Below are 25,616 nucleotides of genomic sequence, written 5' to 3' on the forward strand. Positions count from 1 at the left end.
AGGGGCCGGGCAGCGGTGGGCGGCCGGGCGCTCAGTCGGTCTGCGGCCGGCCCCCGATCACCACGCTCTGCCCGCGGAACTCGGCGATGACCTTCCCGTCCGCCCGCCGGACCGTCACGTCGTAGACCCCGCTGCGCCCGGCCCGCGACCGCTCCACCGCCTCCGCCACCAGTTCGTCCCCGACCGCCGCCGGGGCCAGGAAGACGACCTGCGCCGCCTGCGCGACCGTCACCGGGCCGTGGCTGTTGCAGGCGAACGCGAACGCGGCGTCGGCGAGCAGGAACAGGAAGCCGCCGTGCGCCGTCCCGTGGCCGTTGACCATCGTCGCGGCCACCGTCATCCGCGTCACCGCGCGACCGGCGGACACCTCGTCCAGCGCGATGCCCAGCAGCCGGCAGGTCTCGTCCCGCGCGTAGAGGGCGGCGGTCCCGGGGTCGAGCATGGCGTCCTGATTTCCCTCCGTCGACGGCGTCCCGGGCCAGCCTAGAGCACGGCGCCCGGCCGCCGTCCGGGGGAACTCGGCCGCGCCGCCCCGCCGTTCGGCCCAGCCCGCCGCCCGCCGACCCTAGGGTCTGTCCGGCAAGATCCGCCGGACAGGCCCTGGCCTGCTCAGGTTCCCCGAGCGCAAGGACGGCTGATGGCCCAGAAGTCACCCGCGACCGCCACCCCACCGGGCCCCGCCGAGATCCCGTCGGCGCAGCCGCCCAGCGGATCCGTGACGGCCCTGCGGATCGGGGCCGCCGTGGCCGGCGCGCTGCCCTCCGTGGTGCTGCGGCTGGCCGGGGTGCACCTGGCGCCCGTGCCGGGCATGGTGGTCTTCGGCCTCGGCGTCCTGGCGGCGGCGCTCCTGCTGATGTGGGCCGCGGAGACCGCCCGGGCCGACATCTCCGGCCCGCTCGCCCTGGCCCTGCTGGCGTTCATCGCCGTCCTGCCCGAGTACGCCGTCGACCTCTACTTCGCGTACGCGGCCGGCACCCGGCCCGAGTACGCCGCCTACGCGGCCGCCAACATGACCGGCGCCAACCGGCTGCTGGTCGGCGTCGGCTGGCCGCTGGTCGCCCTCGCCTCCTACTTCGCCGCCCGGCGGCGCGGCGCCGCCCCCGGGATCACCCTGCGGGAGCACCGCCGGATCGACACCGCCTTCCTCGGCGCCGCCGCCCTGGTGGCCTTCGTGATGCCGCTGACCCGGCAGATCTCCTGGGTGCTCGCGGTCGTCCTGATCGCCTGGTACGGCTACTACCTCTTCCGGGTCAGCCGCTGCGGCGAGGAGGACGAGGAGGAACTCATCGGCGTCCCGGCCCGGTTGGCCGCCCTCCCGCGGCAGCGCCGCCGGGCGACCACCGTCCTGGTGTTCGCGGTCGCGGCCGGGGTGATCTTCGCCTGCGCCGAGCCCTTCGCCACCTCGCTGGTCGACGCCGGCGCCTCGCTCGGCATCGACCGCTTCCTGTTGGTGCAGTGGCTGGCCCCGCTCGCCTCCGAGGCGCCCGAGCTGATCGTCGCGGTCGTCTTCGCCTGGCGGCTGCGCGGGGACGACGGCCTCGGCGCGCTGCTCTCCAGCAAGGTCAACCAGTGGACGCTGCTGATCGGCTGCCTCCCGTTCGCCTACCTGGCCGGCGGCGGCGCGGCCTCCCTCCCGCTGGTCGAGCGCCAGGTGGACGAGGTGCTGCTGACCGCCGCGCAGACCGTCCTGGCCGTGGTGCTCCTGCTCGACCTGCGGTTCCTGCCCTGGAAGGCCGGGCTGCTGTTCGCCCTGTTCGCCGTCCAGTTCGCTCTTCCCGGCGAGTCCGCCCGGGTCGCGCTCAGCTGGGTCTACCTCGCCCTGGCCGTCCCGGTCCTCGCCCTGCGCCTGCGCCAACTCCCGCCCACCGTCCGCGCCTTGGCGGGCCGCATCGAGGGCGATCCGCACTAGGTCCTGGGGGGCAGCCGCCGGCCGACGACGAGTTCCGGGCGGATGCGGATCCGTACGGCCCCGGGGGCGCGGCCGGCGGCGGGGCCGACCTGGGCGCGGCCGAGGACGGTCACGTACCAGCCGGAGCCGTCCACGCCGTCCACCTCGTCGGCCTCGAAGGCGATCACGGCGTCGTCCACGGCCCGGGCGAGTTCGGAGCCGGCCGGGGCCGAGAGCAGCACTCCGCCGCCGTCCGACAGGTCGAGCCGGAAGGACACCGGCAGCACCGCCGGGAGGGCGCGGATGGTATAGACCACCCGGCCGACCGCGGCCCTGGCCAGCAGTTCCAGCGCCCGCTCCCGGTCCAGTTCGAGCAGGTCGTGATCACCGTTCATGCCCTCGATGCTCGCCCCGGCGGTGGCGGCGCCGCGAGGGCCGATGGTCCCGCCGGGGGTCCCGGGCCCGGACGTCGCGTCAGCCCCGGAGGGAGCGCAGGTGCGCCGGCTGCGCGGCGGCGGCCGCCTGGCGCAGCTCGGTGGAGATCAGCGCAGCCTGCACCCGCCGCTCCACCCCCAGCTTGGCGAGCAGCCGCGACACGTGGTTCTTCACCGTCTTCTCGGCGAGGTAGAGCCGTTCGCCGATCTGCCGGTTGGTCAGGCCCTCGCCGATCAGCGCCAGCACCTCCTGCTCGCGCACGGTCAGCGCGGGCCCGGTGGTGACGGGCTGCGCGGGCTCGGCGTCGCTGCGCAGCCGGTTGAGCAGCCGGGTGGCGGCGCCCGGGTCCAGCATCGAGCGACCGGAGGCGACGGTCCGTACGGCGGCCACCAGGTCGGTGCCGCTGATCTGCTTGAGCACGTACCCGGCGGCGCCCGCCATGACGGCGTCCAGCAGCGCCTCCTCGTCGTCGAAGGAGGTCAGCATCAGGCAGGCCAGGCCGGGCATCCGGGAGCGCAGTTCACGGCAGACCGACACCCCGTCGCCGTCGCCCAGCCGGACGTCCAGCACCGCCACGTCGGGCCGCAGCGCGGGCACCCGGACGAGCGCCTGCTCGGCGGTGGCGGCCTCGCCGACCACCTCCAGATCGGGCTCGCCGTCGAGCAGGTCGTGCACCCCGCGGCGCACCACCTCGTGGTCGTCCAGCAGGAACACCCGCACCGGCGCCGGTGCCCCGGCGCCCGCCGTATTGGTCGCCATCACGCGGCTCCACCTTCGTCACCCCCGCACACTCCCGGCAGGGCCCAGGGCATCATCACCCGCCGGCCGCCGCAGGGCCCAGGGCCCAACGACCCCATTCCGGGCGAGCACGCGGGCGGCGCGGCCCCCGCAGGAGCCGCGCCGCCCGTACCGGAGGGGCCGTCAGCGCCGCCGCGCGCTGCCGAGGCCCGCCAGCAGGAAGGCCAGCGCCACCCCGGCCCCGCTGACCGCCGCGAGCACCACCCGGGAGCCGACGGCGCCCTCGTCCGACAGCAGGATCGCCACCGCCCCCAGCGAGGCGACGGCGGCGCCGACGACCAGCCACCCGGCGAGGGTGACGGCGGCGGGGCGGCCGGAGCGCGGCGCCGGCCGGGCGCCCAGGGCCGCCCAGCGGGCGGCGGCCTCGTGCTGCTCCCCGCGCCGGTCCCACCGGGCGCGGACCCGCAGCGCCACGCCGCCGACCAGCCCGGCGAGGGCGATCTGCGCGGCGGGCCGCCAGTCGGGCACGGCGAGCAGCAGCCCGCCGGCCATGGCGAGGGCGGCCCACCACAGGACGCAGGCCGCCGCGGCCGTGCGGGTGGAGCGGGGCCGGTCGGCGCCGGCCTGGAGGTCGGCGATGGCGGGCAGGTACCAGACGCAGCCGCTCGCGGTGAGCGCGGCGGTGCCGATGGCGAGGACGGTGTGGGTCATGGGGCCGGCCTTCCAGGTCGCGAGGGGAGGGAGCCGTCCCCGCCCGTGACGGGGGCGCGGGCGGAGACGGCGGTCGGGGGGTTCGGAGCGGGGGGCCGGGGCGCGCCCGGCCCCCGGGTCAGCTGTCCACGGCGGACCGCGCCCGCTCCGCCCTGGTGTTCGGCAGGTCGTACTTGGCCGGGCTCACGTCGCCCAGGTGGGTGGCGGGCTTGCCGGTGTTCTCCAGGACGTCCAGGGCCGCGATGTCGGGGTGGTGGAGGTCGAAGGCCGGGGATTCGGAGCGGATCCTCGGCAGCCGGACGAAGTTGTGCCGGGGCGGCGGGCAGGAGGTGGCCCACTCCAGCGAGCGGCCGTAGCCCCACGGGTCGTCGGCTTCGACCTTCTCGCCGTACTTGGCCGTCTTCCAGATGTTGTAGAGGAACGGCAGGATCGACAGTCCGAGCAGGAAGGAGAAGATGGTGGACAGGGTGTTGAGCGTGGTGAAGCCGTCCGAGGCCAGGTAGTCGGCGTAGCGGCGGGGCATGCCCTCGGCGCCGAGCCAGTGCTGGACCAGGAAGGTGCCGTGGAAGCCGACGGTGAGCGTCCAGAAGGTGATCCGGCCGAGCCGCTCGTCGAGCTTCTTGCCGGTCATCTTGGGCCACCAGAAGTGGAAGCCGGCGAACATCGCGTAGACCACGGTGCCGAACAGCGTGTAGTGGAAGTGGGCGACGACGAAGTACGAGTCGGAGACGTGGAAGTCGATCGGCGGGGCGGCGAGCAGCACGCCGGTGAGGCCGCCGAACAGGAAGGTGACCAGGAAGCCGACCGTCCAGAGCATCGGTGTCTCGAAGCTGAGCGAGCCCTTCCACATGGTGCCGACCCAGTTGAAGAACTTGACCCCGGTCGGGACGGCGATGAGGAAGGTCATGAAGGAGAAGAACGGCAGCAGCACCTGCCCGGTGACGTACATGTGGTGCGCCCACACCGTCACCGACAGGCCGGCGATGGCGACGGTGGCGGCGATCAGCCCGGCGTAGCCGAACATCGGCTTGCGGCTGAAGACCGGGATGATCTCGGAGATGATCCCGAAGAACGGCAGCGCCAGGATGTACACCTCGGGATGGCCGAAGAACCAGAACAGGTGCTGCCACAGCATCGCCCCGCCGTTGGCCGGGTCGAAGACGTGCGAGCCGAACTTGCGGTCGCACTCGAGGGCGAGCAGGGCGGCGGCGAGGACGGGGAAGACCAGCAGCACCAGCACCGAGGTGAGCAGCACGTTCCAGCAGAAGATGGACATCCGGAACATGGTCAGCCCGGGTGCGCGCATGCAGATGATCGTGGTGATGAAGTTGACGGCGCCGAGGATGCTGCCGAAGCCGGAGAGCGTCACGCCCATGATCCACATGTCGGCGCCGACGCTGGGCGAGTGGACGGCGTCGGACAGCGGCGCGTAGAGGAACCAGCCGAAGTCGGCGGCGCCCTGCGGGGTCGCGAAGCCGGCGGCGGCGATCAGCGAGCCGAACATGAACAGCCAGAAGGACAGCATGTTCAGGCGCGGGAAGGCGACGTCCGGGGCGCCGATCTGCAGCGGCATGATCCAGTTGGCGAAGCCGGTGAACAGCGGCATCGCGAAGAGCAGCAGCATCACCGAGCCGTGCATGGTGAAGGCCTGGTTGAACTGCTCGTTGGAGAGGATCTGCGTTCCGGGCCGGGCGAGTTCGGCGCGCATGACCAGCGCCAGGACACCGCCGATCAGGAAGAACCCGAACGCCGACACCAGGTACATGGAGCCGATCGTCTTGTGGTCGGTGGTGGTCAGCAGTCTGACCACGGCCGAACCGGGCCGTTTCGGCCGAACCGACGGCTGCGGTACGGAGGTTGGCATTGGCGTGGGGTCGCCCTGTGCCGGGGTGGCGCTCAAGGACGCACTCCTTAGGAACGTCGTGCGAATGGCTGGCGATCCATGATCCGAACGCACCGCCCCCGCCCCCTAGGGCCGTTCGGCCCGCGCCCCCGGGGCCGCACGGCCCGCGTTCCGGCACCCGGACCGGGACCTCCGGTGGCCGTCGGTCCCGCCCCGGCGCCTCGGGCGGCGCTCACCGCGCCGACGAGCGCCGCTGGAGGAACGCCGGAACCGCCCCGGCGCCCGCGCCCCGGACGGCCCCCGCCCGGCCCCGTCCGCCCCGGGGCCCGCACCCCCGGCCCCGGCCCTCCGCCGCACCCCGCCGGCCCCTCCCACCCCACCCCACCGGCCACGACACCGCGCCCGCCGGCCGCCACCGCCCCCGGCCGCTCCCGCCCCCGGATACCCCCTCCCCCAGGCGCCCGAAGTGTGATGGTGACGTGACCGAAACAGGCCGATTCCGTGCCCTACAGATCGGATCGGCCGTCAAGTAGCCTGCGGCCACGCCCGCACCGCACCGGTCACGCCCCCGTTCGGACACGCCCTGGCCCCCACCCACGCCCCGGAGGTACACCGATGCCCCTGGCCCAGCCCGCCGCCCCCACCCGGCCGCGCTTCTCCGTCCTCGGCCCGCTGGCCGGTGAGGCGGACGGCCGCCCGCTCGCCCTCGGCCCGCTGAAGCAGCGGCTGGTGCTGGCCGTCCTGCTGAGCCGCGCCAACACGGCCGTCCCGGTCGACCTGCTCACCGACGCGGTCTGGCCCGAGGAGCCGCCGCGCACCGCCCGCAAGAACCTCCAGGTCTACATCTGCACCCTGCGCACCCTGCTCGGCCGCGACCCCGGGCCCGAGCGGCTGGTCCACACCGCCGGCGGCTACCTGCTGCGGGTCGCCGAACCCGAGCTCGACGTCCTGCAGTTCCGCGCCCTCGCCCGGGCCGGCCGGGCCGCCGCCGACAGCGGCGCGCTCGCCCCCGCCGCCCGGCTGCTGCGCCAGGCCCTCGACCTGTGGCAGGGCCCGCCGCTCGCCGACCTGCGCTGCTCGCCCGCCGTCCAGGCCGAGGCCGACCGGCTGGAGGCCCGCTGCCTGGGCGTCCACGAGGACTGGGCGGAGACCGAGTTGGAGCTCGGCAACGCCACCGCCGTCGCCGAGGAACTCGCCGACCTCGCCGAGCGCCACCCGCTGCGCGAACGCCTCCAGGCCGCCCGGATGAACGCCCTGCACCTGTCCGGCCGGCAGGCCGAGGCGCTCGCCGTCTACGACACCCACCGCCAGCTGCTCGCCCGCGAGTTGGGACTCGAACCCAGCCCCGCCCTGACCGCCCGCTACCGACAGCTGCTCGCCCACGGCCCGGCCCGGCCCGTCACCGCCCGGCCGGCGCAGCACCCCGGCCCGAGCGGCGCACTGCTGCCCTCCGACACCACCGACTTCACCGGACGGAGCCACGAACTTCGGGAGCTGATCGACGCGTTGGCGGAGGGCGGCGAGCGCGTCGCGGTCCTCTCCGGCCCGGCCGGCATCGGCAAGACCGCCCTCGCCGTGCACGCCGGACACCTGCTCGCCGACCGCTTCCCCGACGGCCGGCTGCTGCTCCGGCTGCGCACCGAGGACGGCACCCCGCGCCCGCTCGCCGACATCCTCGCCGAACTCGCCGCCCTCACCGGCCGATCCGGCCCCAGACCGGCCGACCCGGCCCAGGCCGCCGCCCTCTGGCGCGCCTCCCTGGCCGGACGCCGGATGCTGCTGATCCTCGACGACGCCCCCGGCGAGGCCGTGGTCCGCGAACTGCTGCCGGGCTTCGGCCCGAGCGCCACCCTCGTCACCTCGCGCAGCCAACTCGCCGGACTGGCCTCGGTGCACCGGGTCACCGTGCCGCCCTTCGCCCCCGCCGAGGCGCTCGACCTGCTCGGCCGGATCGTCGGCACCGGCCGGACCGGCACCGACCGCGCCGCCGCCGCCCGGATCGTCGAGGCCTGCGGGCTGCTGCCGCTCGCCGTCCGGGTCGCCGGCACCCGGCTCGCCGTCCTGCGCCACCTGCCGCTCGCCGAGTACGCGGCCCGCCTCGCCGACCCGGCCGGCGCCCTGGACGAACTCGTCGCCGGGGACGTCACCGTCCGCGCCCGCCTCGACTCCGGCTGGCGCGACCTCACCGACCAGGGCCGCCTCGCCCTCGGCCGGCTCGCCGCCCTCCCGCTCTCCCTGCTGTTCACCCTCCCCGAGGCCGCCGCCGCCCTCGGCCGCCCCGAACGCCTCGCCCTGCGCACCCTGGAGGCCCTCACCGACACCGGAGCCGTCACCTCCCCCACCGGCGAGGTCACCGCCCACGCCGCCCTCTACGCCCTCCCCCGCCTCACCCACCTGCACGCCCGTGAGCACAGCGCAGCCCTGACCGACAGCCTCAGCTGAGCCCGCCGCGCCGGCCGGCGCCCCTCGGGCCGAGCGTCAGCGCGTCCAGCAACTCCCCGCCCTCCAGGCCCTGTTCGACGGCCCGCAGGGCCAGCAGGACGCCCGCCGCCCCGGTGTGCAGGTCCGCCGAGAACCGCCGCAGCCGCATCCCGGGGACGAGCAGCCCCTCCGGCCGCGCGACCAGGTGCCACTGGAGCTTGCGGACCTGCTCGCGGACGGCGTCCCGGGCCGCCGGCCCGCCCAGCCGGTCCAGCGCCAGCAGCAGCCCGGCGCGGCCCCGGAACAGCCCGGGCTCGCGCACGAATCCGGGTGCGCACACCCGCCGGACGTCGGCGAGGAACTCCCCGAACCCGCCGAACTCCCCGAACCCGCCGAACCCCTCGGACCCGTCGAACCCCTCGGACCCGTCGAACCCCTCGGACCCGTCGAACCCCTCGGACCCTTCGAGCCCCTCGGACCCGCTGCCGCCGAGCGCCTGGTACTCCCGGGCGACGAGCGCGATCCCGCTGCTGCCGCGGTCGAGGTAGGCGAGCCGCCTCCCCCGGTCGAGGACCTGGACCGACCCGTCGGGCACCCGCACGCACTGCGCCACGGCCCGCCCCAGCGCCTCGCGCCCGGAGGCCAGCAGCCAGTCCTCACCGGTCCGCTGGTACAGCCGCAGCTGGACGAGGGCGATCCCGGCCAGGCCGTACAGCAGTCCGGCCGCCGTCGGCGCGCCGAGCCCCGGGACGGTCCGCCCGCGCAGCACCGCGTCGAGCGCCCGCGCGTCGGCGAGGGCGTCCGCGAGTTCGCGCCGGCTGCCGAGCGCGTCGGCGAGCCGCAGCCGGGCGAGCGCGGCGCCGGCCCGGCCTCCGTGGAGGGCGACGGTGGGCGCGGGCCGGGCCTGCCGGGCCTGCGCGGCCAGTTCGGCGGCCTCGTCGCCGCGGCCGACCCGGGCGAGCACGGCCGCCACGCCGAGCGGCCCGTCGAAGAGCCCGCCGGCGCCCGGCCTCGGGCCGCGCCGCCGCATCGCCGCGATCAGCCAGTCCGCGTACTCGTCGGGGCAGGGCGCCCCGGCCCGGTGCAGCGCGTACAGCACGCCGGCGGCGCCGTGGGCGACGCCGGTGCCGCCGTCGGCGAATCCGGCCGGGTCGCCGGGGAAGAGCCGGTCCGGCCGGTCGGGGGTGGCCCCGGCGTGGATGCCGGCGACGAGTTCGTTCCTGGCGGCGTCGAGGGTGGGCCCGGCGAGGAGTTCACGGACCCGCCGTTCGCCGACCGGTTCCACCGGCGCCACCGGTGCCACGGCGCCCGGCCGTACCGGCCCCTCCTCCGGCCCGAGGCCGAACCACTGCCGTGCCCGCCGTTCCAGCGCGGGCAGTTTGCCGGGATCGCGTTCGGCGAGCTCCATCACGGGCATCAGCAGCATCAGCCAGGTGGCCCAGAGCATGTGGCGGTCGGCGTCGGCCCCGTCGAGCCCGGGCGGGGGCTGCAGCGCGCCCGCACCGGCGATCGGGACACTGCGGCCGGTGAGTTCCTCCGCGTACTCGAAGTCGACGAGCACCACCGAACCGTCCGGACGGACGATCACATTGGCCGGGTGCAGGTCGCCGAACCGGACGCCCCGCTCGTGCAGGGCACCGAGCGCCTTCTCCAGCCCGGCCACGACCCCGGCCACCCAGTGCGCGTACTCGGCGCGCTGCCCGGCGGTGCAGTTCTGGTGCACCAGCGGGTAACGCCGGATCGCCTCGGCGAACAGCTGGACGCCCTCGATGTGCTCCTGGACCAGGAAGGTGTGCTCCCAGACCGTCCGGACCTCGTGCAGCCGGGGCACGCAGTCCAGTCCGGCGAGCCGTTCCAGCGCCCACTGCTCGCGCCGCAGCCGGGTGACGGCGTCGTCCCCGGCGGCGTCCAGCCCGGCGTGCGGGCGGGCCTCGCGCAGCACCACCCGCTCCCCGGTGGTCCGGTGCTCGGCGAGGTAGATCCCGCCGGCGTTGGAGAACTGCAGCACCTCGACGATCCGGTACGGCAGGTCGCCGCCGGCCGCCTCCCGGGCGGCCAGGTGCGGGCGCAGCTCCTCGGGCGGTTCGACCCAGGCGGGCAGCTGGAACACCGGGTCGCGCCGGTCGGGGACCAGCTCGCCGGACGGGTCGCGCAGCGCGGGCACGGGCCGCCCGTCCTCGTCCTGGCACCACAGCTCGACGAACGCGCCGTAGCGCACGTACACGGGCGCCGTTCCGATCCGCAGGTCGGTGAGCACGTACGGCCCCAGGCGGCCCGCCAACACCTCGGCCAGCTCCGCCGCCACGGCCAGGAACTCCTGCTCCGACCCCGGGTAGACGGTGACGAACTTGCCGCTGCTGCCGCGCCCCATGTACTTGCCGTTCGCGACCCGCAACGCCTCGTCGCTGCGCAGGAACTTGAACGTCGTGCGGCGTGCCGTGCAGACCCGCGCGACGGCCAGCAGGGTCTCCTCGGCCTCCTCCGGCACGGTCGAGACGTGGATCTTCCAGCCCTGCTCCGGCAGCCGGGCGCCGTCCGGCCGCAGCGCCGTCCACAGCCCGCGCCGCTCGCGCCGCCACCCGGCGGGCGGTGCGCCGAGCCCCAGCCGGTACCGGCCGGCCCGGTCACGGAGCCGGCCGGGGGTGTCGTAGTACGTCGGATCGGCGAGGCAGTACAGCTGGGTCTCCTGGGCGCCGGCCATGGCGCGCCTCCTCTTCCGGGTCGTCTTCCGGGCTCTTCCGGGTCGCTCGGCTCCCGGGCCGCCGAACGGTTCAGCCCGCGGGTGCGGGTACGGGTAGCGGTGCCGGGGCCGGCGCCGGGCCGCGCCGGACCGGCGGCGCCCAGGTGACCACGGCCGCGCAGAGCGAGATGGCGAGCGCCAGCAGGGCGAAGGTCCGGGTGCCGCCCAGCGCGCCGAGCAGCGCGCCGCCCACCAGCGGGCCGAACGGCTGGACCAGGGTGGACAGGAAACCGGCGGCGCTCTGCACCCGGCCGATCCGGTCGGGCGGCGCGGCGAGCAGCATCCCGGAGACGAAGCCGATGCTGGCGACCGTGGACAGGCACATGCACACCGCGCACAGCAGCCCGATCAGCAGCGGGATCCGGGTGAGCACCAGCACCCCGGCGGTGGCCGCGGCCGCCCAGCAGCTGAGCGCCACCAGCCTGCCGTCGCGCACCCCGGGGCGCGTCCCGGAGCGCGCCCTGGCCTCCAGCCTCGGGGCGAGCAGCGCGCCGGCCAGGGCGCCGGCCGCGGTGCAGGAGACCACGGTGCCGCCGCCGATCCCGGAGCGGCCGCCGTCGGACGCCACGGCCAGGGTGGTGAACATCAGCGCGCTGAACGCGAAGTTCATCCCGAGCCCGAAGATCAGCAGCAGGGTGCGCAGGTAGGGCTGGCGCCAGATGAAGCTGAGCCCGGCGGTCAGTTCGCCGCGGCTGAACGCCGCGCCGCTCCTGGCGGCGGGCACCGAGCGGGTCCGCATCAGCGCGACGCAGACGGTGGAGAGCAGCAGCCCGACGCCCTCCGCGAGGAACGGCAGCACCGGGTGCCAGGCGAACAGCGCGCCGCCGGCGATCGGCCCGACCAGCCGGGCGGCGGCGCCGCGCGCCTGCATCCGGGACGAGGCCGCGCGGACCTGCTCGCGCGGCACCACCGCGCGCAGCAGGCCGCCGGCGGCGGGCCCGTAGGCGCTGGTGATGAGCGCCCCGGCGGCGGCCACCAGCAGGACCAGCGGCAGCGGGGTGTGGCCGCGCAGGACGGCGATCACCAGCGCGGTGACGGCGAGCAGGCTGCCGACGTCGCACACCCGCATCAGCCGGCGCCGCTCGACCCGGTCGGCGAGGACGCCGCCGGGCAGCATGGTGAGCAGCAGCGCGCCGATCGAGACGGTGCCGATGGCGCCCGCCTGGGCGGCCGATCCGGTCTCCCGAAGGACGAGCAACGGCAGTGCGATCGAGGCGAGTTGGGAGCCGAGCGAGGCCATCAGGCCGCCGACCCAGAGCAGCCGGAAGTCCCGGTTGCGGGAAAGCGAGGTGGGCTCCATGGCCGTCCTCCGGGGTGGGGGGTGGAATCGGGCCGGGGCGGCCCCGCACCGGCGGGACCGCCCCGGAAGCCAATCACTGCCCGGCGGCCGGGGGCGGTGGTGCGCCCGCCCCCGCGCCGGACACCTTCGACCTGCCGCTGATCAGGCGGAGGTCTCGGCGGAGCTGACGTAGCTGATCAGGCTGAAGCAGCTGCCGTCGGAGGCCTCCTGGAGGACCTTCATCGCCTGGAGGTCCAGGACGTTGGCGGCGTGCGCCTGCACCTCCGGGGTCTCCTCGCTGTCCTCGCCGACGATCGGGTCGATGTTCTCGGCCATGGCTGAACTCCTCTCACTGGTTTGATCGGTGGGGGTTCGACGGGTGGTGGCCCGCCGTGGTGAAGACGTTAGGCAGGCGGGGCTGCGCACGGCCTGCGAACCGGTACGGCACCGGTATGGCCGCAGGTCGGGGCGCCGGCGGCGGCGCATCCCGGCCCGCCGAGCCCGCCCGGCGGGCCCGCGCACCCGCTCCGGACTGCGGCCATACCGCCGGCAAGGCGGCTGCGAACCGGGCCCGAAGCCGGGCCCGGGAGCCTGGCCCGGCACGCCCGCACGCCCGGTTCCGACCACGCCCACCCCGGCTCCCCGCGCACCTCGACCCCGCGCGATCCCCAACCCCACGCACGCCCCGATGCACTCCCCGCACCGCGAAGGACTAGCGAAGGACTGCCACCATGCCCTGCCCGCTCTGCGCCCAACTCGCCAGCACGAACGACCAGTTCTGCCCCGCCTGCGGCACCCCCCGGGCTGCCGCCCTCGACCTGGCCGCCGAGGAGCGCAAGCTGGTCACGGTGGTCTTCTGCGACCTGGTCGACTCCACCGCCCTGTCCGGCGCGCTCGACCCGGAGACGCTGCGCGAGGTGATCCTGCGCTACTTCGAACGGATGCACCGTCAGATCGAGGCGCACGGCGGCACCTTGGAGAAGTTCATCGGGGACGCGGTGATGGCGGTGTTCGGCGTCCCGGTGATCCGCGAGGACGACGCCCACCGGGCGCTGGCCGCCGCGCTCGCCATGCTGGAGGACCTGGAGGACCTCAACACCGAGCTGGACGCCACCCTCGGGGTCCGCCTGGACGTCCGGATCGGTGTCAACACCGGCCAGGTGGTGGCGGGTTCGGACGCCTCCGCGCGCCAGGCCCTGATCTCCGGCGAGACCGTGAACATCGCCGCCCGGCTGCAGACCCAGGCCGCCCCCGGCCAGGTACTGATCGGCCCGCAGACCCTGCGCGCGGCGGGGCCGGCCGCCCAGGTGCACGAGGTCGGCCCGCTGCGGCTCAAGGGCAAGACCGAGCCCGTCACCGCGTACCGCCTGGTCGGGCTGGACGAGGACGACCCCGAGCTGCTGCGCCGCTTCGACGTCCCGCTGGTCGGGCGGGAGCGCGAACTCGCCCAGCTGGACGCCGCGCTGGCCCGGGTGGCCGGCGGCCAGGGCGCCGAACTGCTGCTGGTCGTCGGCGAGGCGGGGATCGGCAAGACCCGGCTGGTGCGCGAGTGGCAGGAGCGGACGGGCCGGCACACCGCGCGCTGCGGCACCGGCCGCTGCCGCAGCTACGGCGAGCAGGGCGTCCTGACCCCGCTCGCGGAGGCCGTCGGGGCCCTGCTCGGCGGCCCGGGGACGCCCGCGCCCGCCGAGGCGCTGGACCGGCTGGCGCAGGCCACCGCGCCCGGGGTGAGCGCCGAAGAGTCACTGGACCGGCTGGCCGCGATCCTGCGCGGGCGGACCGTCGAGCGCCCGGCCGTGCTGGTCCTGGACGACTGCCAGTGGGCCGGCCCGGTGCTGCTGGACGCCGCCGAACGGCTGGTCGCCGCCCTCGGCCCGGCCCCGGTGCTGCTGCTGTGCCTGGCCCGGCCGGAGCTGCCGGCCTCCCGCCCGGAGCTGCCGGCGCTGCCGGTCGGCGGCCTGTCCTGGGACGAATCGGCGCTGCTGGCCGCCCAGTTGACGGAGCTGAGCGCCCACCAGGACACGGTGCCGACCCGGCTGCTGGAGCGGGCCGAGGGCAACCCGCTGCACCTGGAGGAACTGCTGGCCGCCCTCACCGAGGCGGACGGCCCCGCCCTCGCCGACGAACTCCCGCCCACCGGCCGGGCGCTGCTCAGCGCGCGGATCGACGACCTGGAGCGCGACGAGCGCACCACCCTGGACCTGGCCGCCGTGCTCGGCCGCGCCTTCACCGCCGCCGAACTCGCCCAGCTCGCCCACGGCGGCGCCGACCAGGACGCCTTCGCCGACCCGGAGGACGACGTCTTCACCGGCCCGTTCGACGGCCTCCCCGGCCTGCCCGCGGGCGACGACACCCCGCCGCGGCTGCACGCCGCGCTGGCCCGGCTGACCGAACGCCGCCTGGTCGAACCGGCCGGCACCAGCTTCCGGTTCAGCAGCGGCCTGGTCCAGGAGTCGGTCTACCAGTCGATGTCCAAGCGGGCCCGCGCCGAGCGCCACGAACGCGCCGCCGACCTGCCGGCCGTCCGCGCCGCCGGGGACGCCGCCGTCGGCGGCCACCTGGAGCGCGCCCACCGCTACCGGCTCGAACTCGGCCTGCTGGACGCCCGGACGGACGCCCTGCGCACCCGCGCGGCGGCCGCCCTCGGCGTGGCCGGCGCCCACGCCCTCGCCCACGCCGACCTGCCCGCCGCCACCGACCTGCTGGAGCGCGCCGTCCGGCTGCACTACCCGAACGAGCGCACCGCCGGCCCGGCGCTGCGTCGCCTCGGCGAGGCCCGGCTGGCACTCGGCCGGGCCGACGAGGCCCTGCCCGTCCTGGCGCAGGTCCGCGACTCGGCCGCCGACCCGCTGGACGCCGCGCACGCCCGGCTCGCGCTGGCCGCGCGCGGCCTGCCGCCCGGCCCGGAGCAGCCCGCCGCCACCGCCCGCGCCGTCCTCCCGCTCTTCATCGACCTGCGGGACGACCTGGGCCGGGCCCGGGCCGGGCTGCGCCTGGCCGAGGAGCACCTGCTGGCGGGCCGGCACACCGAGGCGGAACGGCTGCTGGACGACGCCCTCGACCACGCCGCCCGCACCGACGCCGAGCTGGACCGGGCCGCCGTGCTGGCCGCGCTGGCCGCCTCCCTGCTGGCGGGCCCCGAGCCCGTCCCGAACGCCGTCTTCCGGCTGCGGGCCCTGCTGGCCGGGCACGGCGCCGGCCACCGGACGGTGCGGGTCGCGCTCAACGGCCCGCTGGCCGTCCTGCTCGCCCTGCGCGACCGGCCCGGCGAGGCCGAACTGCTGCTGGCCGAGGCCAACGGCCTGGCGGGCGAGCTGTCGCTGGCCGACGCGATGATCTCGCTGCCGGCCCTGACCGCCCAGGCCGCGGCTGCCACCGGCCAGACCGCGCAGGCGCTGGACCTGCTCGCCGACGCCGCCGAGGTCGCCCGTCGGCTGGGCAACTCCGCCCCGCTGCCCCGGCTCGCCCTCACCACCGCCCGCGCCCTGCTGGACGCCGACCGCCCGGGCCCGGCCGCCCGCCACCTGGACGGCGTCGACGCCGCGGCCGCGCTGCCGCCGGTGCTGGCGATCGAGCTGGACGCGCTGCGCGGCCGGCTCGCCGCCTCCCGGGGCGAGGCCGACCAGGCGCAGGAGCTGACCGCGTCCGCCGTGCAGGCCGCCGAGGCCACCGAGTCGCTGCTGCTCCAGGCGCTCACCGCACTGGACCGCGCCCACGCGCTGCTGCTGCTCGACCGGCGTGCCGAGGCTGCCGTGGCGGCCGCCACCGCCCGGGACCGGTTCGCCGCCAAGGGCCACCTGCCGGGCGTGCGCCGGGCCGAGCGGCTCGGGGGCACCCGGTGAGCGGCCCGGCCGGCCTCACCTGGAGCCTGCGCGGCCGGGCCGCCGCGGACCTGCCGGTGCTCGCCGACACCACCGCCCACGACACCACCGCCCACGACACCACCGGCCCCGACACCACCGGTCCCGGCGGCGGGGGCACCGGCAAGGGCGTGCGGGTGTGCGTCGTGGACTCCGGCATCGAGCCGGACCACCCGCTGGTCGGCCCGCTGAACGGCTCCTGGGTGGTCGTCAAGGACCCGACGACCCGGGAGCTGGTGGTCCGCCCCGACCGCACCGGCGACACCTGCGGCCACGGCACCGCCTGCGCGGGCATCATCCGCCGCACCGCCCCGGACTGCGAGCTGTACAGCGTCCGGGTGCTCGGCGAACGCTTCACCGGCACCGGCGACATGCTGATCACCGGGCTGCGCTGGGCCGTCGAGCAGGGCTTCGACGTCGTCAACCTCAGCCTCTCCACCACCCGGACCCGCTTCCTGGAGGAGCTGCACGCGATCGCCGACGACGCCTTCTTCGCCCGCACCGCGATCGTCGCCTCCGCCCACAACACCCCGGTGGAGAGCTACCCCTGGCGGTTCTCCTCGGTCATCTCGGTCGGCAGCCACCAGGAGGAGGACCCGGCCCTGCACCTGTACAACCCGGCGCCGCCGGTCGAGTTCTTCGCCCCCGGCCAGAACGTCCGGGTCCCCTGGCTCGGCGGCTCCACCATCCGCACCACCGGCAACAGCTTCGCCACCCCGTACGTCGCCGGGCTGTGCGCCCGCATCCTGTCCGGCCACCCGAGGCTGACGACCTTCCAGCTGAAGAGCGCGCTCTACCTCACCGCAGCCAACGTCCAGGTCGGCCCCGGTGCCGGTCCTCGCCGTCCCCCAGGCGGGAGTTCGACGACCGGGCCCACCCCGTCCACCCCCATCACGGAGGCGCCCGATGACCCTCAGCACTGATCCCGCCGTCGACCCGCTGGCCCGCGAGCTGCTGCAGTCCGTGGTGGACGTGGCCCGAGCGATCTTCGGCGCCGAGGCCGGCTCGGTCTGCCTGCTCGACGAGGCGGCCGGGGAGCTGGTGTTCCAGGCCGTCTCGGGGCGCGGCGAGGAGTCCCTGGTGGGCCGCCGCTTCCCGGCGGGCAGCGGCATCGCGGGCTGGGTCGCCGCCTCGGGCGAGCCGATGGTGGTCGACGACCTGGGCGCGAACCGCACCTTCGACCGGGCCTTCGCCGAGTCCACCGCGTACGTTCCGAACGCGCTGATGGCGGCGCCGCTGACGCACGGCAGCAGGGTGCTGGGCGTCCTGGAGGTGCTGGACCCGGCCCCGCAGGCCCGGTCCAGCCTGCCCGAGCTGGACCTGCTCGCCCTGTTCGCCCGCCAGGCCGCCGCCGCCCTGCGGGTCATCGCCGAGCGCTCCCCGGCCCCGGCGGCGGTGCCCGACCGCGCCGCCGCCCTCGACCTGCTGGCCGACCTGGAGGAGCTGCTGCGCCGTCAGCCCTGACGCGGCGCCAACCTCGCGATCGACCCGCGCTCCAGCGCCGCGTACACCGCGCCGTCCGGGCCGACGGCGATGCCGTGCGGCTCGGCGGCCGGGCCGGGCAGCCGGTAGCCGTCGAGCTGCCCGTCCGGGCCGAGCACCCCGATCCGGCCGGCGCCCCACTCGGTGAACCAGAGTCGGCCGTCCGGCCCGCAGGTGATCGCGTGCGGCCGGGCCGCCCGGTCGGCCAGCGGGTACTCGGTGACCTCGCCGTCCACCGTGATCCGGCCGACCAGCCCGCCGCCGATGCCGACGTACCAGAGCGCACCGTCCGCCCCGGCGGTGATCCCGACCGGGGCGGTGCCCCCGGTCGGCAGCGGGTGGACGGCCACCTCGCCCCCGACGGTGATCCGGGCGACGGCGTCCGCCTGGTTGAGCGTGCACCAGAGCGCGCCGTCCGGGCCGGCCGTGATGAGCGACGGGAAGGCCCCGGCGCGCGGCAGCGGGTACTCCGTCACCTCGCCCTCGACGGTGATCCGCCCGATCCGGTCGGCGTTCAGCTCGGTGAACCAGAGCGCCCCGTCGGGCCCCGCCACGATCCCGTAGGGCCCGGCGCCCGCCGTCGGGACGGCGAAGGAGCACGCCTTCCCGTCGGTGTCGATCCGCCCGATCCGGTGGTCGCGCATCCGGGTGAACCAGAGTGCGCCGTCCGGGCCGACGGTGAGCACCGCGGGCCCGCACTCCGGCGCCCCGAGGCCGTAGCGCTCGACCGTGCCGTCCGCCGCCAGCCGTCCGATCTCCCCGGCGTGCACCAGCGTGAACCACACGCCCCCGTCCGGCCCCACGGCGACGCCGTACGGCCCGGCCCCCTCCTCGGCGACCTCGATCAGCTCCACGATCCGTGTCATGCGAACCCCCGTCCTCACTATTGCGACTTCCGTCGCATTAGTGATCCTCGCACGCCCTCCCGGCCCCCGGCAACCGGGTTACACCCCGTTCCCCGCACGGCGGGCGGCCCGCGGGGCGGGGACGCCGCGCAGGACGGAGATGATGCCCACGCCGGCGGCGCACACCGGGACGGCGAGCAGGGCCCCGAGGATGCCGGCGATCCCGGAGCCGGCCACCACCGCGACCATGATGGTGGCCGGGTGCAGCTCCACCGTCCGGCTCTGGATGAGCGGTTGGAGGACGTTGCCCTCGAACAGCTGGACCGCCATCACCACGCCCAGCGCCCACAGCGCCGTCCCGATCCCGCCGTCGGCGAGCGCGACCAGCACGGACGCCGCCCCGGACAGGAAGGCCCCGACGAACGGGATGTAGGCGCCCATGAACACCAGCGCACCCAGCCCCGGCGCGCCGGGCACGCCGAGCGCCACCAGGCCGATGGTGATGAAGGTGGCGTCGATCAGCGCGATCAGCGAGGTGCCGCGCATGAAGCCGGCCATCGCGTCGAAGGCGCGCTCGGCACAGGCGATCACGGTCTCGGCGCTGCGCTCGGGCAGGTAGGAGCGGATCGTGTCGCCGGTGCGGTGGCCGTCCCGGAGGAAGAAGAACACCAGGGCGAGCGCCAGCACGCCGCCGGCGATCAGCTGGGTGGCCAGCCCCAGCCCGGACAGCACGCCGTTGGTGACGGTCGAGACCAGCGAGTTGGTCTCCCCCTTGGCGTTGTCCAGCGCGTGCCGGATCTTCTCCCCGGTCGGGCCGAGCCACGCGGCCAGCTGGTTGCCCGCCTGCTGGAGGGACTCGGCGATCTGCGGGGCGCTGTGCACCAGCGCGTTGACCAGCAGCGCGATCACCCCGCTGACGGCCGCGACCAGCAGCACGCAGGTGAGCCCGGCGGCCAGCCCCCGGCTCACGCCCCGCCGGACCATCCACGGCACCGCCGGGTAGAGCAGCGAGGCCCCCAGCAGTGCCAGCACCACCGGCACGGTGGCGGCCCGCAGCTCGACCAGCGCGAAGACCAGCAGCGAGGCGAGGGTGAGCAGCAGGATCACCGCCGCCGACCAGGCGGCCGCCTGCCGGACCACCGGCGGCAGCATCAGGTACGGCCTGCGGGGGTCCGGCGCGGCCCCGCCGACGAATCGGGGTTCCGCCGCCGGGCCCTCCCCGGCCGGGTGCTCCTCGGGCACGGCCACCTCCGCCTGGCTCGTCGACGAGTCCGAATCGCCCCGTCTCGGCGGACGGTCCGCCAGCGTGCCCGCCTCCGGCCGTCTCTCCGGCGACAACGGCACACCGCCGTCCGGCCGATCAAGGGTGGAGCCGATTCAATCCGCCCCCGTCCGCCGCGTACAGAGCAGCCGGTGGAGCTCACCTCATCGGACGAAGCGCCCTGGCGGACGCGTTCGAGCGCCGGACCTCAGTTCGCCTCGAAACGGCCGCCCCGTCCCCCCGGAGCGGCCGCCCCGGTTCAGCCGGTCGGCACGCTCAGCGGCGGCCGTCCAGGACGGCGCGCAGCACGCCGATCCGGTTGCTGGTGATGGAGGCGACCCCGGTGTCGCGCAGCCGGCGCATGGTGCGGCGCAGGTCGGCGGTCCAGGTGGAGACGGCGAGCCCGGCGTCCGCGGCGGCGGCGGTGAACTCGGGGGTGACCAGGCCGAACGGCGGGTTGAGGTAGCGCGGGCGCAGGTCGTCGAGCAGGGCGCGGACGGGCAGCCGGGGCTCCTTCCAGGTGAGGGCGATCTCGGCGCCGGGCGCCAGCGCGCGGACGGCGAGCATGGCGGTGGCGGGGCCGCAGAAGGAGACCAGCCCTTCGGCGTCGAGCTCGCTGACGACGGACCAGGTGGCGGCGACGGGGCCGGGGTCGTCGAGGTCGATGAGCAGCCGGGGGCCTCCGGCGGCCGCGACGACCTTGATCGTCTCGGCGAGGGTCGGGACGGCGAGCGGCCCTCGGCGCAGTTCGTCGAGCTGCGCGGTGGTGACCCGGCCGATCGACCGCGGGTCGCCCCAGAGGCGTTCCAGGGTGCGGTCGTGCAGCAGGACGGGCACCCGGTCGCGGGTGAGCTGGACGTCCACCTCGACGGCGTCGGCGCCGGCGGCGAGCGCGGACTCGACGGAGGGCAGGGTGTTCTCGCGGTGGCGGTACGGGTCGCCGCGGTGCGCGACGGCGAGCACCCGGCGGCGGTCGGCGGCCGGTTCCCCGACCGCGCTGACGGCGCTCTGGGTGGTCGGCAGATGCGGGTGGGACATCCCGGGCGGGGCCTCTCGTTCGGAACCGGTACGGACGGGGCTCGACGCGCCGTCGGCGCGCGGCACCCGGTGGGGCGTGCCGTGCGGGTCAGGCCGGGCCTAACGCCGCTCGATCATCACATTGGTGGACTTGATGACCGCGGTGGCGGGGGCGCCGGGGACGAGGTTCAGCTCCTCCGCCGACTCCCGGCTGATCAGCGACACCACCCGGAAGGGCCCTGCCTGGACCTCCACCTGGGCCGCGACGTCGCCGAGCACCACGTGGGTGACGATCCCGGGGAAGCGGTTGCGGGCCGAGGACGGACGGCCCTCGGCCTCGGCGTTCTCCGGGCGGGCCAGCTCACGGGCGAAGGCGGCGAGGTCGACGCCGGGGATGATCCGGTGGCCGTGCTCGTCCCGCTCGGCCGCGACCCGCCCCGCGTCCACCCAGCGCCGCATGGTGTCGGCACTGACCCCGAGCAGCGCCGCGGCTTCGCCGATGCGGTACGGGTTGACCGGCGCCTCGGACTGGCCCATGTGCGACTCCTGACACTGACTCGGGGACTGCCCCCGGGGCTGACTCGGGGAACGTGGGACGGGAACAACGTGGGACGGTAACGGGGACGCCGCACGCGCGGCGGGCCGTCGCCGTCATCCTGCCGTACCGGCGGCCGGGGCCGCCAAGCGAGGCGGGTCAGGACTCGCCGAAGAGGTCGCGGCGCACCGCGTCCCCGGCGGTGAGGACGGCCCCGGCCAGCACCGCGCCGCCGCCCGCCGCGCCGGGCCGGACCTCGGTGCGCAGCGGGGACAGCTCGGCCAGCCGCCGTTCGACCCGGCCGGCCAGTTCGGCGCCGCCGGCCCGGCCGAGCTCGCCGCCGAGCACCACGCAGCCCGGGTCGAGGACGACGCAGATGCTGGCGGCGCCGACCGCGATCCGCGCGGCCAGCTCGTCCAGGAACGGCCCGCCGGGCCCGTCCGGGCCGAGGGCGTCCAGCGCGGCGCGGACGGCCGCCTCGGCGGCGGGGGCGTCCCCGGCGGCGCCGGCGGGCAGTCCGTGGGCGCGGGCGAGCTCGCAGACGGCGGCGCTGCCGGCCAGGCTGTGGAAGCCGCCGTCGCAGCCGGTGGCGCTGGGCAGGCCGCCGGTGCCGGGGACGGGCAGGAAGCCGATCTCGCCGGTGCCGCCGGAGAAGCCCCGGCGCAGCCGGCCGTCCAGGACGACGGCGGCGCCGACGCCGTGGCCGAGCCAGAGCAGCACGAAGGTGTCACGGTCGCGGGCGGCGCCGATCCGGTACTCGGCCCGGCCGGCCAGGTTGACCTCGTTCTCCAGGATCACGTCGGTGCCGGGCAGCCCGCGCAGCTCGGCGAGCAGTTCGGCGTGCCAGGCGGGGAGCTTCCCGGTGCTGTTGAGGCGCCCGGTGGCGGGGTCGACCAGCCCGGGGGCGCCGACGGCGACGGTGTGCAGCCGTTCGACGCCGACGCCGCGCGCGGTGTCCAGCAGGGTGCGCACCAGGTGTCCGGCGGTGTCGGGCGTCCCGTCGCCGTGGACCGGGACCTCGGCGCTGGCGAGGGTGCGCCCGGTGAGGTCGGCGACGACCAGGCTGACGCCGCCGGAGCGCACGTCGAAGGCGGCGAGGTGGGCGCGGGAGGCGACCAGCGCGTAGAGCCGGGCGTTGGGACCGCGCCGCTGTTCGCCCCGTTCGCCGACGACGGCGACCAGGCCGGTGCGCTGGAGGCGGTCGAGCAGGTCGGCGACGGTCGGCCGGGAGAGGCCGGTGAGGTCGCGCAGCTCGGTCGCGGTCAGGGGGCCCTGTTCGAGGAGCAGGTTGAGGGCCAGCCGGTCGTTGATCGCCCGGGCGGTGCTCGGCGTGGCCGTGCGCGCGGTGGTCATGGCGGCTCATCCTTCCAGAGTGTTTCTATCAGGGTCCCTTCCTGATAATTTTATCGAACCATCCGCCGGACGGCCGTCGCCGCCGCGCGGACCGAACGGCCTGCACGTAGACCACCCTCAGGCACGTCAGAACCACTGCCGGGCACGTCAGACCACCCATCAGCACGTCAACCACCCACACAGGGCACCGTCGCGCCGCCCCGCCTGCGCGACCCGGGAGGGAACGCCGGATGAGCACGACCGCACACTCACTGGAGCCACTGGCCTCCCCACGCCGGGCCAGGGCGGGCATCGCCCTGGTCTTCGGCGTGCACGGCGCCGTCAGCGGCAGCTTCGTCACCCGCATCCCGTGGATCCAGGACCGCCTCGACCTCTCCCCCGGCCAGCTCGGCCTGGCCCTGGTGATGCCCGCCATCGGCTCCTCCCTCGCGATGCCGCTGGCCGGCCGGTTCGTCCACCGCTACGGCGGGCGGGCGGCCGTCCGCGGACTGATCTCGCTCTGGTGCCTGGCCCTCGCCCTGCCCGCGCTCGCCCCCTCGCTGCCGGTGCTGTGCGTGGCGCTGCTCGCGTACGGCGCCTCGGCCGGGATGGCGGACGTCGCGATGAACGCGCAGGGCGTGGAGATCGAACAGCGGCTCGGCCGCTCGATCATGTCCGGACTGCACGGGATGTGGAGCGCGGGCGGGCTGCTGGCCTCCGGCTTCGGCATCCTGGCCGCCCACCTCGACCTCGACGCCCGGCTCCAGCTGGCCGTCACCGCGCTCGTGCTGCTCGTGCTCGCGCAGCCCGTCTGCCGGAACCTGCCCGACCTGCGGGCGCCGGAGGGGGCGGAGGAGCCGCCGCGGTTCGCACTGCCGCCGCGCAGCTCGCTGGTGATCGGACTGGTCGGCTTCTGCGCCGTCTTCGCCGAGGGCGCCTCGATGGACTGGAGCGGCGTCTACCTGCGCGACGTCACCGGCGCCTCGGCCACCATCGCCGCCGCCTCCTACACCGCCTTCTCGCTCACCATGGCCGTCAGCCGCCTCTGCGGCGACGCGGTGGTCCGCCGGCTCGGCGCCGTGCGCACCACCCGCCTCGGCGGCGCCGTCGCCACCGTCGGCGGCCTGCTGGTGGTGGCCGCCGACAGCCCGGCGCTCGCCATCCCGGGCTTCGCCCTGATCGGCATCGGCATCGCGGTCACCGTCCCGCTGGCCTTCGCGGCGGCCGGGCGGATCGGCAGCAACCCCAGCCAGGCCATCGCGGGCGTCGCCACCGTCACCTACACCTCCGGCCTGGTCGCGCCCGCGATCATCGGCGCCCTCGCCCAGGCGACCTCGCTCACCGTCTCCTTCGGCCTGGTCACCGCGCTCGCCTTCGCGCTGCTGCTGAGCGCCGGGGCGCTGCGCCGGGCCGAACGGAACTCCCCCGGATCCGGTGTCGAGGACGCGGCCGTGGCCGCGACGCCACCGGGCGGCGCGTCCGCAAAGGACCTCTCGGCGATCTGAGCCGGGGAATTCCCAGGAATTCCCCCCTCCCCCTCGCCCCTCCTCCCGCCGACCGCCGACCGCCGGGCGCATTCCGCGCCCGGCGGTCCCGCGTTCCCCGGGGTGGACCCGGTGCGCCACGACCAGGGCGGCACCGCCCGGAGGTGGCCGCCCCGAGGTGGCCGCCGGCTGCCCGCACGAGTTCGTCACCTGCCCGGGCGCGCCGCACAACCTCTTCGCGCCCTCCGCCGTCGAATGTTCGGACGCGGCCCGGGACTCCTGGCGACGTCTGCTGGGATTCCTCGCCGACCGCTCCGCGCAGACCGCTCCGCATCCGCGACCCCCCGGAGGACGCTCTGATGTCCCGCCTGTCCCGCCCGTCCCGTCTGCCCTGCCGCTATCTCCTGCCCCGTCGTGCGCGGCTCGCCGCAGCCACGGCCGCCCTCGCCGCCGCCGCAGTGGCGCTCACCGCGCCGCCCGCCCCCGCGGCCACCCCCGCCGCCGACTTCGGGCCCGCCGAGATCCGCACCGGCATGTACGCGGGCCCGAACGACCTGTGCCTGGAGGTCGCCGACTGGCGCACCGACGACGGCGCCCCGGTCCGGATCTGGACCTGTACCGGCGGCGCCAACCAGCAGTGGACCCAGAGCGCCCGCGGCTGGGTGAACCTGAACAGCGGCAAGTGCCTGGACATCCCGGCCTTCAGCACCACCTGGGGCACCCAGGCCGACCAGTGGACCTGCGACGGCGGCGCCAACCAGAGCTGGAGCGACCCCCCGGCCAGCCACCCCGGCACGCCCCGCCGGATCGTGAACGGCTACAGCGGCCTCGTCCTGGACGTCTCGGGCGGCGCCCTGACCGACGGCACCCCGGTGATCCAGTGGGGGTTCCACAGCGGCGACAACCAGTTCTGGCACTACAACCCGGAGAAGCCCCCGTACAGCTGACCGCGACCGCCCTCGACGGCCGCGGAGGGGCACCGGTTAGGCTCGGCCGGTGCCCGCACCCGTCACGCCCCCGCCCGCAACGGCCGCACCCGCGACGCCCCCGCCCGCCGTCGAGCCGCCGCCGGCCGGCCGCGCGCCGCGTTCGCCGTGGTGGCGGTTCGCGCTGCTGGTGGTGCTGCTCGGCGCGGCGGCCGGATCGCTGCTGCTGTGGAGCCCGACGGCGCTGCTGAACGGCGGCCTCGCCGACCGGATGCCCGGGTACTGGTTCGCGCCGCTGTTCGCCACCGTGTACGCGGTCGGCACGCTCGCCTTCGTCCCCCGGCCGGCGCTGAACGCCGCCGCCGGGCTGCTGCTGGGCATCCAGCAGGGCGTGCTGCTGTCGGTGCTCGGCACCACGCTGGGCGCGGCGATGGCCTTCGGGCTCGGCCGGGGCCTCGGGCGCGAGGCGCTGCGGCCGTACCTGCGCGGGCGGGTGCTCGGCACGCTGGACCGGCGCTTCACCGAGCAGGGCTTCCGCAGCGTGCTGGTGCTGCGGCTGCTGCCGGGCATGCCGTTCCAGGCGGCCAACTACGGCGCGGCCTTCTCCGGGGTGCGCTTCGCGCCCTTCCTGTTCGCCACCGCGATCGGCGTGGTGCCGACCACCGCGGTGTACGTGACGGCGGCGGCCAGCGCGGGCGAGCCGGGCTCGGCGGCCTTCCTGGTGTCGGCCGGGGTGATCGCGCTGCTCGTGCTGGGCAGCGTGGTCGGGCTGTGGCGGGCCGCCGCCGCCCGCCGCCGCGCACCGGCCGCCTGACCGCC

The 25,616-nt window shown here is 76.2% G+C and carries 21 protein-coding genes; 8 read left to right on the forward strand and 13 right to left on the reverse strand.

Going from position 1 to position 25,616, the window contains the following annotated elements; translation table 11 throughout:
- Window positions 1-31: 31 nt before the first annotated feature.
- Entirely contained in the window at window positions 32-442 is a 411-nt protein-coding gene (gene paaI / locus ACFVTF_RS22700; protein ID WP_371515760.1) for a hydroxyphenylacetyl-CoA thioesterase PaaI, read from the reverse strand.
- Window positions 443-637: 195 nt separating this feature from the next.
- On the opposite strand from paaI, the gene ACFVTF_RS22705 reads away from it, so the two are divergent.
- Window positions 638-1,909 (forward strand): hypothetical protein, encoded by a 1,272-nt coding sequence (locus tag ACFVTF_RS22705; protein ID WP_387815965.1) that lies wholly within the window; start codon window positions 638-640, stop codon window positions 1,907-1,909.
- Here the strand turns inward: ACFVTF_RS22705 and ACFVTF_RS22710 are convergent.
- The 4 genes from ACFVTF_RS22710 to ctaD all read right to left on the reverse strand — a co-directional run bounded on the left by ACFVTF_RS22710 (window position 1,906) and on the right by ctaD (window position 5,636).
- The gene (locus ACFVTF_RS22710; protein ID WP_387815967.1) at window positions 1,906-2,283 is read right to left on the reverse strand and encodes a pyridoxamine 5'-phosphate oxidase family protein; all 378 of its coding nucleotides are present in this window, start codon (window positions 2,281-2,283) and stop codon (window positions 1,906-1,908) included. The two genes, ACFVTF_RS22705 and ACFVTF_RS22710, sit on opposite strands and share 4 nt — an antisense overlap.
- A gap of 79 nt (window positions 2,284-2,362) precedes the next feature.
- The gene (locus tag ACFVTF_RS22715; RefSeq protein ID WP_387815969.1) at window positions 2,363-3,082 is read right to left on the reverse strand and encodes a response regulator; all 720 of its coding nucleotides are present in this window, start codon (window positions 3,080-3,082) and stop codon (window positions 2,363-2,365) included.
- Window positions 3,083-3,244: 162 nt separating this feature from the next.
- Window positions 3,245-3,772, reverse strand: coding sequence for a hypothetical protein (locus ACFVTF_RS22720; protein ID WP_363621700.1), 528 nt, complete (start codon window positions 3,770-3,772; stop codon window positions 3,245-3,247).
- 118 nt (window positions 3,773-3,890) lie between these two features.
- Window positions 3,891-5,636, reverse strand: a complete 1,746-nt coding sequence (ctaD, locus tag ACFVTF_RS22725) for a cytochrome c oxidase subunit I (RefSeq protein WP_387815971.1) — start codon at window positions 5,634-5,636, stop codon at window positions 3,891-3,893.
- A gap of 594 nt (window positions 5,637-6,230) precedes the next feature.
- On the opposite strand from ctaD, the gene ACFVTF_RS22730 reads away from it, so the two are divergent.
- The gene (locus ACFVTF_RS22730) at window positions 6,231-8,057 is read left to right on the forward strand and encodes a BTAD domain-containing putative transcriptional regulator (RefSeq protein WP_387815973.1); all 1,827 of its coding nucleotides are present in this window, start codon (window positions 6,231-6,233) and stop codon (window positions 8,055-8,057) included.
- Here the strand turns inward: ACFVTF_RS22730 and lanKC are convergent.
- From lanKC to ACFVTF_RS22745, 3 genes are all read right to left on the reverse strand, one after another.
- Entirely contained in the window at window positions 8,050-10,737 is a 2,688-nt protein-coding gene (gene lanKC, locus ACFVTF_RS22735; protein WP_387815975.1) for a class III lanthionine synthetase LanKC, read from the reverse strand. The two genes, ACFVTF_RS22730 and lanKC, sit on opposite strands and share 8 nt — an antisense overlap.
- Window positions 10,738-10,807: 70 nt before the next feature.
- Window positions 10,808-12,076: an MFS transporter gene (locus ACFVTF_RS22740; protein ID WP_387815977.1), complete on the reverse strand. Its 1,269-nt coding sequence runs from the start codon at window positions 12,074-12,076 to the stop codon at window positions 10,808-10,810.
- Window positions 12,077-12,217: 141 nt separating this feature from the next.
- Window positions 12,218-12,391, reverse strand: coding sequence for a hypothetical protein (locus ACFVTF_RS22745; RefSeq protein WP_350879764.1), 174 nt, complete (start codon window positions 12,389-12,391; stop codon window positions 12,218-12,220).
- 395 nt (window positions 12,392-12,786) lie between these two features.
- Between ACFVTF_RS22745 and ACFVTF_RS22750 the strand changes: the two genes are divergently transcribed.
- The 3 genes from ACFVTF_RS22750 to ACFVTF_RS22760 all read left to right on the forward strand — a co-directional run bounded on the left by ACFVTF_RS22750 (window position 12,787) and on the right by ACFVTF_RS22760 (window position 17,379).
- Complete coding sequence (locus ACFVTF_RS22750; protein WP_387815979.1) at window positions 12,787-15,897, forward strand: adenylate/guanylate cyclase domain-containing protein; 3,111 nt, start codon at window positions 12,787-12,789, stop codon at window positions 15,895-15,897.
- A gap of 149 nt (window positions 15,898-16,046) precedes the next feature.
- Window positions 16,047-16,838 (forward strand): S8 family serine peptidase, encoded by a 792-nt coding sequence (locus tag ACFVTF_RS22755; protein WP_387816094.1) that lies wholly within the window; start codon window positions 16,047-16,049, stop codon window positions 16,836-16,838.
- Window positions 16,822-17,379 carry a GAF domain-containing protein gene (locus tag ACFVTF_RS22760; protein WP_350879761.1) on the forward strand — a complete coding sequence of 186 codons (558 nt, stop codon included), beginning with the start codon at window positions 16,822-16,824 and terminating at the stop codon, window positions 17,377-17,379. The genes ACFVTF_RS22755 and ACFVTF_RS22760 overlap by 17 nt, the downstream gene beginning before the upstream one ends.
- Here the strand turns inward: ACFVTF_RS22760 and ACFVTF_RS22765 are convergent.
- The 5 genes from ACFVTF_RS22765 to ACFVTF_RS22785 form a co-directional block, all read right to left on the reverse strand.
- Window positions 17,370-18,263 (reverse strand): virginiamycin B lyase, encoded by an 894-nt coding sequence (locus ACFVTF_RS22765; protein WP_387815981.1) that lies wholly within the window; start codon window positions 18,261-18,263, stop codon window positions 17,370-17,372. The two genes, ACFVTF_RS22760 and ACFVTF_RS22765, sit on opposite strands and share 10 nt — an antisense overlap.
- A gap of 78 nt (window positions 18,264-18,341) precedes the next feature.
- On the reverse strand, window positions 18,342-19,484 hold the full coding sequence (locus ACFVTF_RS22770; RefSeq protein WP_387815983.1) for an AI-2E family transporter: 1,143 nt from the start codon (window positions 19,482-19,484) through the stop codon (window positions 18,342-18,344).
- Window positions 19,485-19,779: 295 nt separating this feature from the next.
- A complete protein-coding gene (locus tag ACFVTF_RS22775) occupies window positions 19,780-20,541 on the reverse strand; it encodes a glycerophosphodiester phosphodiesterase (protein ID WP_387815985.1) in 762 nt (253 codons plus the stop codon).
- 99 nt (window positions 20,542-20,640) lie between these two features.
- A complete protein-coding gene (locus ACFVTF_RS22780; protein WP_208869038.1) occupies window positions 20,641-21,057 on the reverse strand; it encodes a molybdopterin-binding protein in 417 nt (138 codons plus the stop codon).
- A 157-nt stretch (window positions 21,058-21,214) separates the two neighbouring features.
- Entirely contained in the window at window positions 21,215-22,408 is a 1,194-nt protein-coding gene (locus ACFVTF_RS22785; RefSeq protein WP_387815987.1) for an ROK family transcriptional regulator, read from the reverse strand.
- Window positions 22,409-22,638: 230 nt separating this feature from the next.
- Between ACFVTF_RS22785 and ACFVTF_RS22790 the strand changes: the two genes are divergently transcribed.
- The 3 genes from ACFVTF_RS22790 (at window position 22,639) to ACFVTF_RS22800 (ending at window position 25,611) form a co-directional block, all read left to right on the forward strand.
- Window positions 22,639-23,892 (forward strand): MFS transporter, encoded by a 1,254-nt coding sequence (locus ACFVTF_RS22790; RefSeq protein ID WP_387815989.1) that lies wholly within the window; start codon window positions 22,639-22,641, stop codon window positions 23,890-23,892.
- A gap of 338 nt (window positions 23,893-24,230) precedes the next feature.
- Entirely contained in the window at window positions 24,231-24,818 is a 588-nt protein-coding gene (locus tag ACFVTF_RS22795; RefSeq protein WP_387815991.1) for an RICIN domain-containing protein, read from the forward strand.
- A gap of 49 nt (window positions 24,819-24,867) precedes the next feature.
- Window positions 24,868-25,611, forward strand: a complete 744-nt coding sequence (locus tag ACFVTF_RS22800; RefSeq protein ID WP_387815993.1) for a TVP38/TMEM64 family protein — start codon at window positions 24,868-24,870, stop codon at window positions 25,609-25,611.
- The last annotated feature ends 5 nt before the right edge of the window (window positions 25,612-25,616 follow it).

The sequence above is a fragment of the Kitasatospora sp. NPDC057940 genome (genome assembly GCF_042887425.1).
Classification (GTDB): Bacteria; Actinomycetota; Actinomycetes; order Streptomycetales; family Streptomycetaceae; genus Kitasatospora.

What these genes read in the sequence shown, in the direction of transcription:
- paaI (WP_371515760.1), bottom strand. Translation starts at nt 442, where the DNA reads ATGCTCGACCCCGGGACCGCCGCCCTCTACGCGCGGGACGAGACCTGC.
- ACFVTF_RS22705 (WP_387815965.1), top strand. Translation starts at nt 638, where the DNA reads ATGGCCCAGAAGTCACCCGCGACCGCCACCCCACCGGGCCCCGCCGAG.
- ACFVTF_RS22710 (WP_387815967.1), bottom strand. Translation starts at nt 2,283, where the DNA reads ATGAACGGTGATCACGACCTGCTCGAACTGGACCGGGAGCGGGCGCTG.
- ACFVTF_RS22715 (WP_387815969.1), bottom strand. Translation starts at nt 3,082, where the DNA reads ATGGCGACCAATACGGCGGGCGCCGGGGCACCGGCGCCGGTGCGGGTG.
- ACFVTF_RS22720 (WP_363621700.1), bottom strand. Translation starts at nt 3,772, where the DNA reads ATGACCCACACCGTCCTCGCCATCGGCACCGCCGCGCTCACCGCGAGC.
- ctaD (WP_387815971.1), bottom strand. Translation starts at nt 5,636, where the DNA reads ATGCCAACCTCCGTACCGCAGCCGTCGGTTCGGCCGAAACGGCCCGGT.
- ACFVTF_RS22730 (WP_387815973.1), top strand. Translation starts at nt 6,231, where the DNA reads ATGCCCCTGGCCCAGCCCGCCGCCCCCACCCGGCCGCGCTTCTCCGTC.
- lanKC (WP_387815975.1), bottom strand. Translation starts at nt 10,737, where the DNA reads ATGGCCGGCGCCCAGGAGACCCAGCTGTACTGCCTCGCCGATCCGACG.
- ACFVTF_RS22740 (WP_387815977.1), bottom strand. Translation starts at nt 12,076, where the DNA reads ATGGAGCCCACCTCGCTTTCCCGCAACCGGGACTTCCGGCTGCTCTGG.
- ACFVTF_RS22745 (WP_350879764.1), bottom strand. Translation starts at nt 12,391, where the DNA reads ATGGCCGAGAACATCGACCCGATCGTCGGCGAGGACAGCGAGGAGACC.
- ACFVTF_RS22750 (WP_387815979.1), top strand. Translation starts at nt 12,787, where the DNA reads ATGCCCTGCCCGCTCTGCGCCCAACTCGCCAGCACGAACGACCAGTTC.
- ACFVTF_RS22760 (WP_350879761.1), top strand. Translation starts at nt 16,822, where the DNA reads ATGACCCTCAGCACTGATCCCGCCGTCGACCCGCTGGCCCGCGAGCTG.
- ACFVTF_RS22765 (WP_387815981.1), bottom strand. Translation starts at nt 18,263, where the DNA reads ATGACACGGATCGTGGAGCTGATCGAGGTCGCCGAGGAGGGGGCCGGG.
- ACFVTF_RS22775 (WP_387815985.1), bottom strand. Translation starts at nt 20,541, where the DNA reads ATGTCCCACCCGCATCTGCCGACCACCCAGAGCGCCGTCAGCGCGGTC.
- ACFVTF_RS22780 (WP_208869038.1), bottom strand. Translation starts at nt 21,057, where the DNA reads ATGGGCCAGTCCGAGGCGCCGGTCAACCCGTACCGCATCGGCGAAGCC.
- ACFVTF_RS22785 (WP_387815987.1), bottom strand. Translation starts at nt 22,408, where the DNA reads ATGACCACCGCGCGCACGGCCACGCCGAGCACCGCCCGGGCGATCAAC.
- ACFVTF_RS22790 (WP_387815989.1), top strand. Translation starts at nt 22,639, where the DNA reads ATGAGCACGACCGCACACTCACTGGAGCCACTGGCCTCCCCACGCCGG.
- ACFVTF_RS22795 (WP_387815991.1), top strand. Translation starts at nt 24,231, where the DNA reads ATGTCCCGCCTGTCCCGCCCGTCCCGTCTGCCCTGCCGCTATCTCCTG.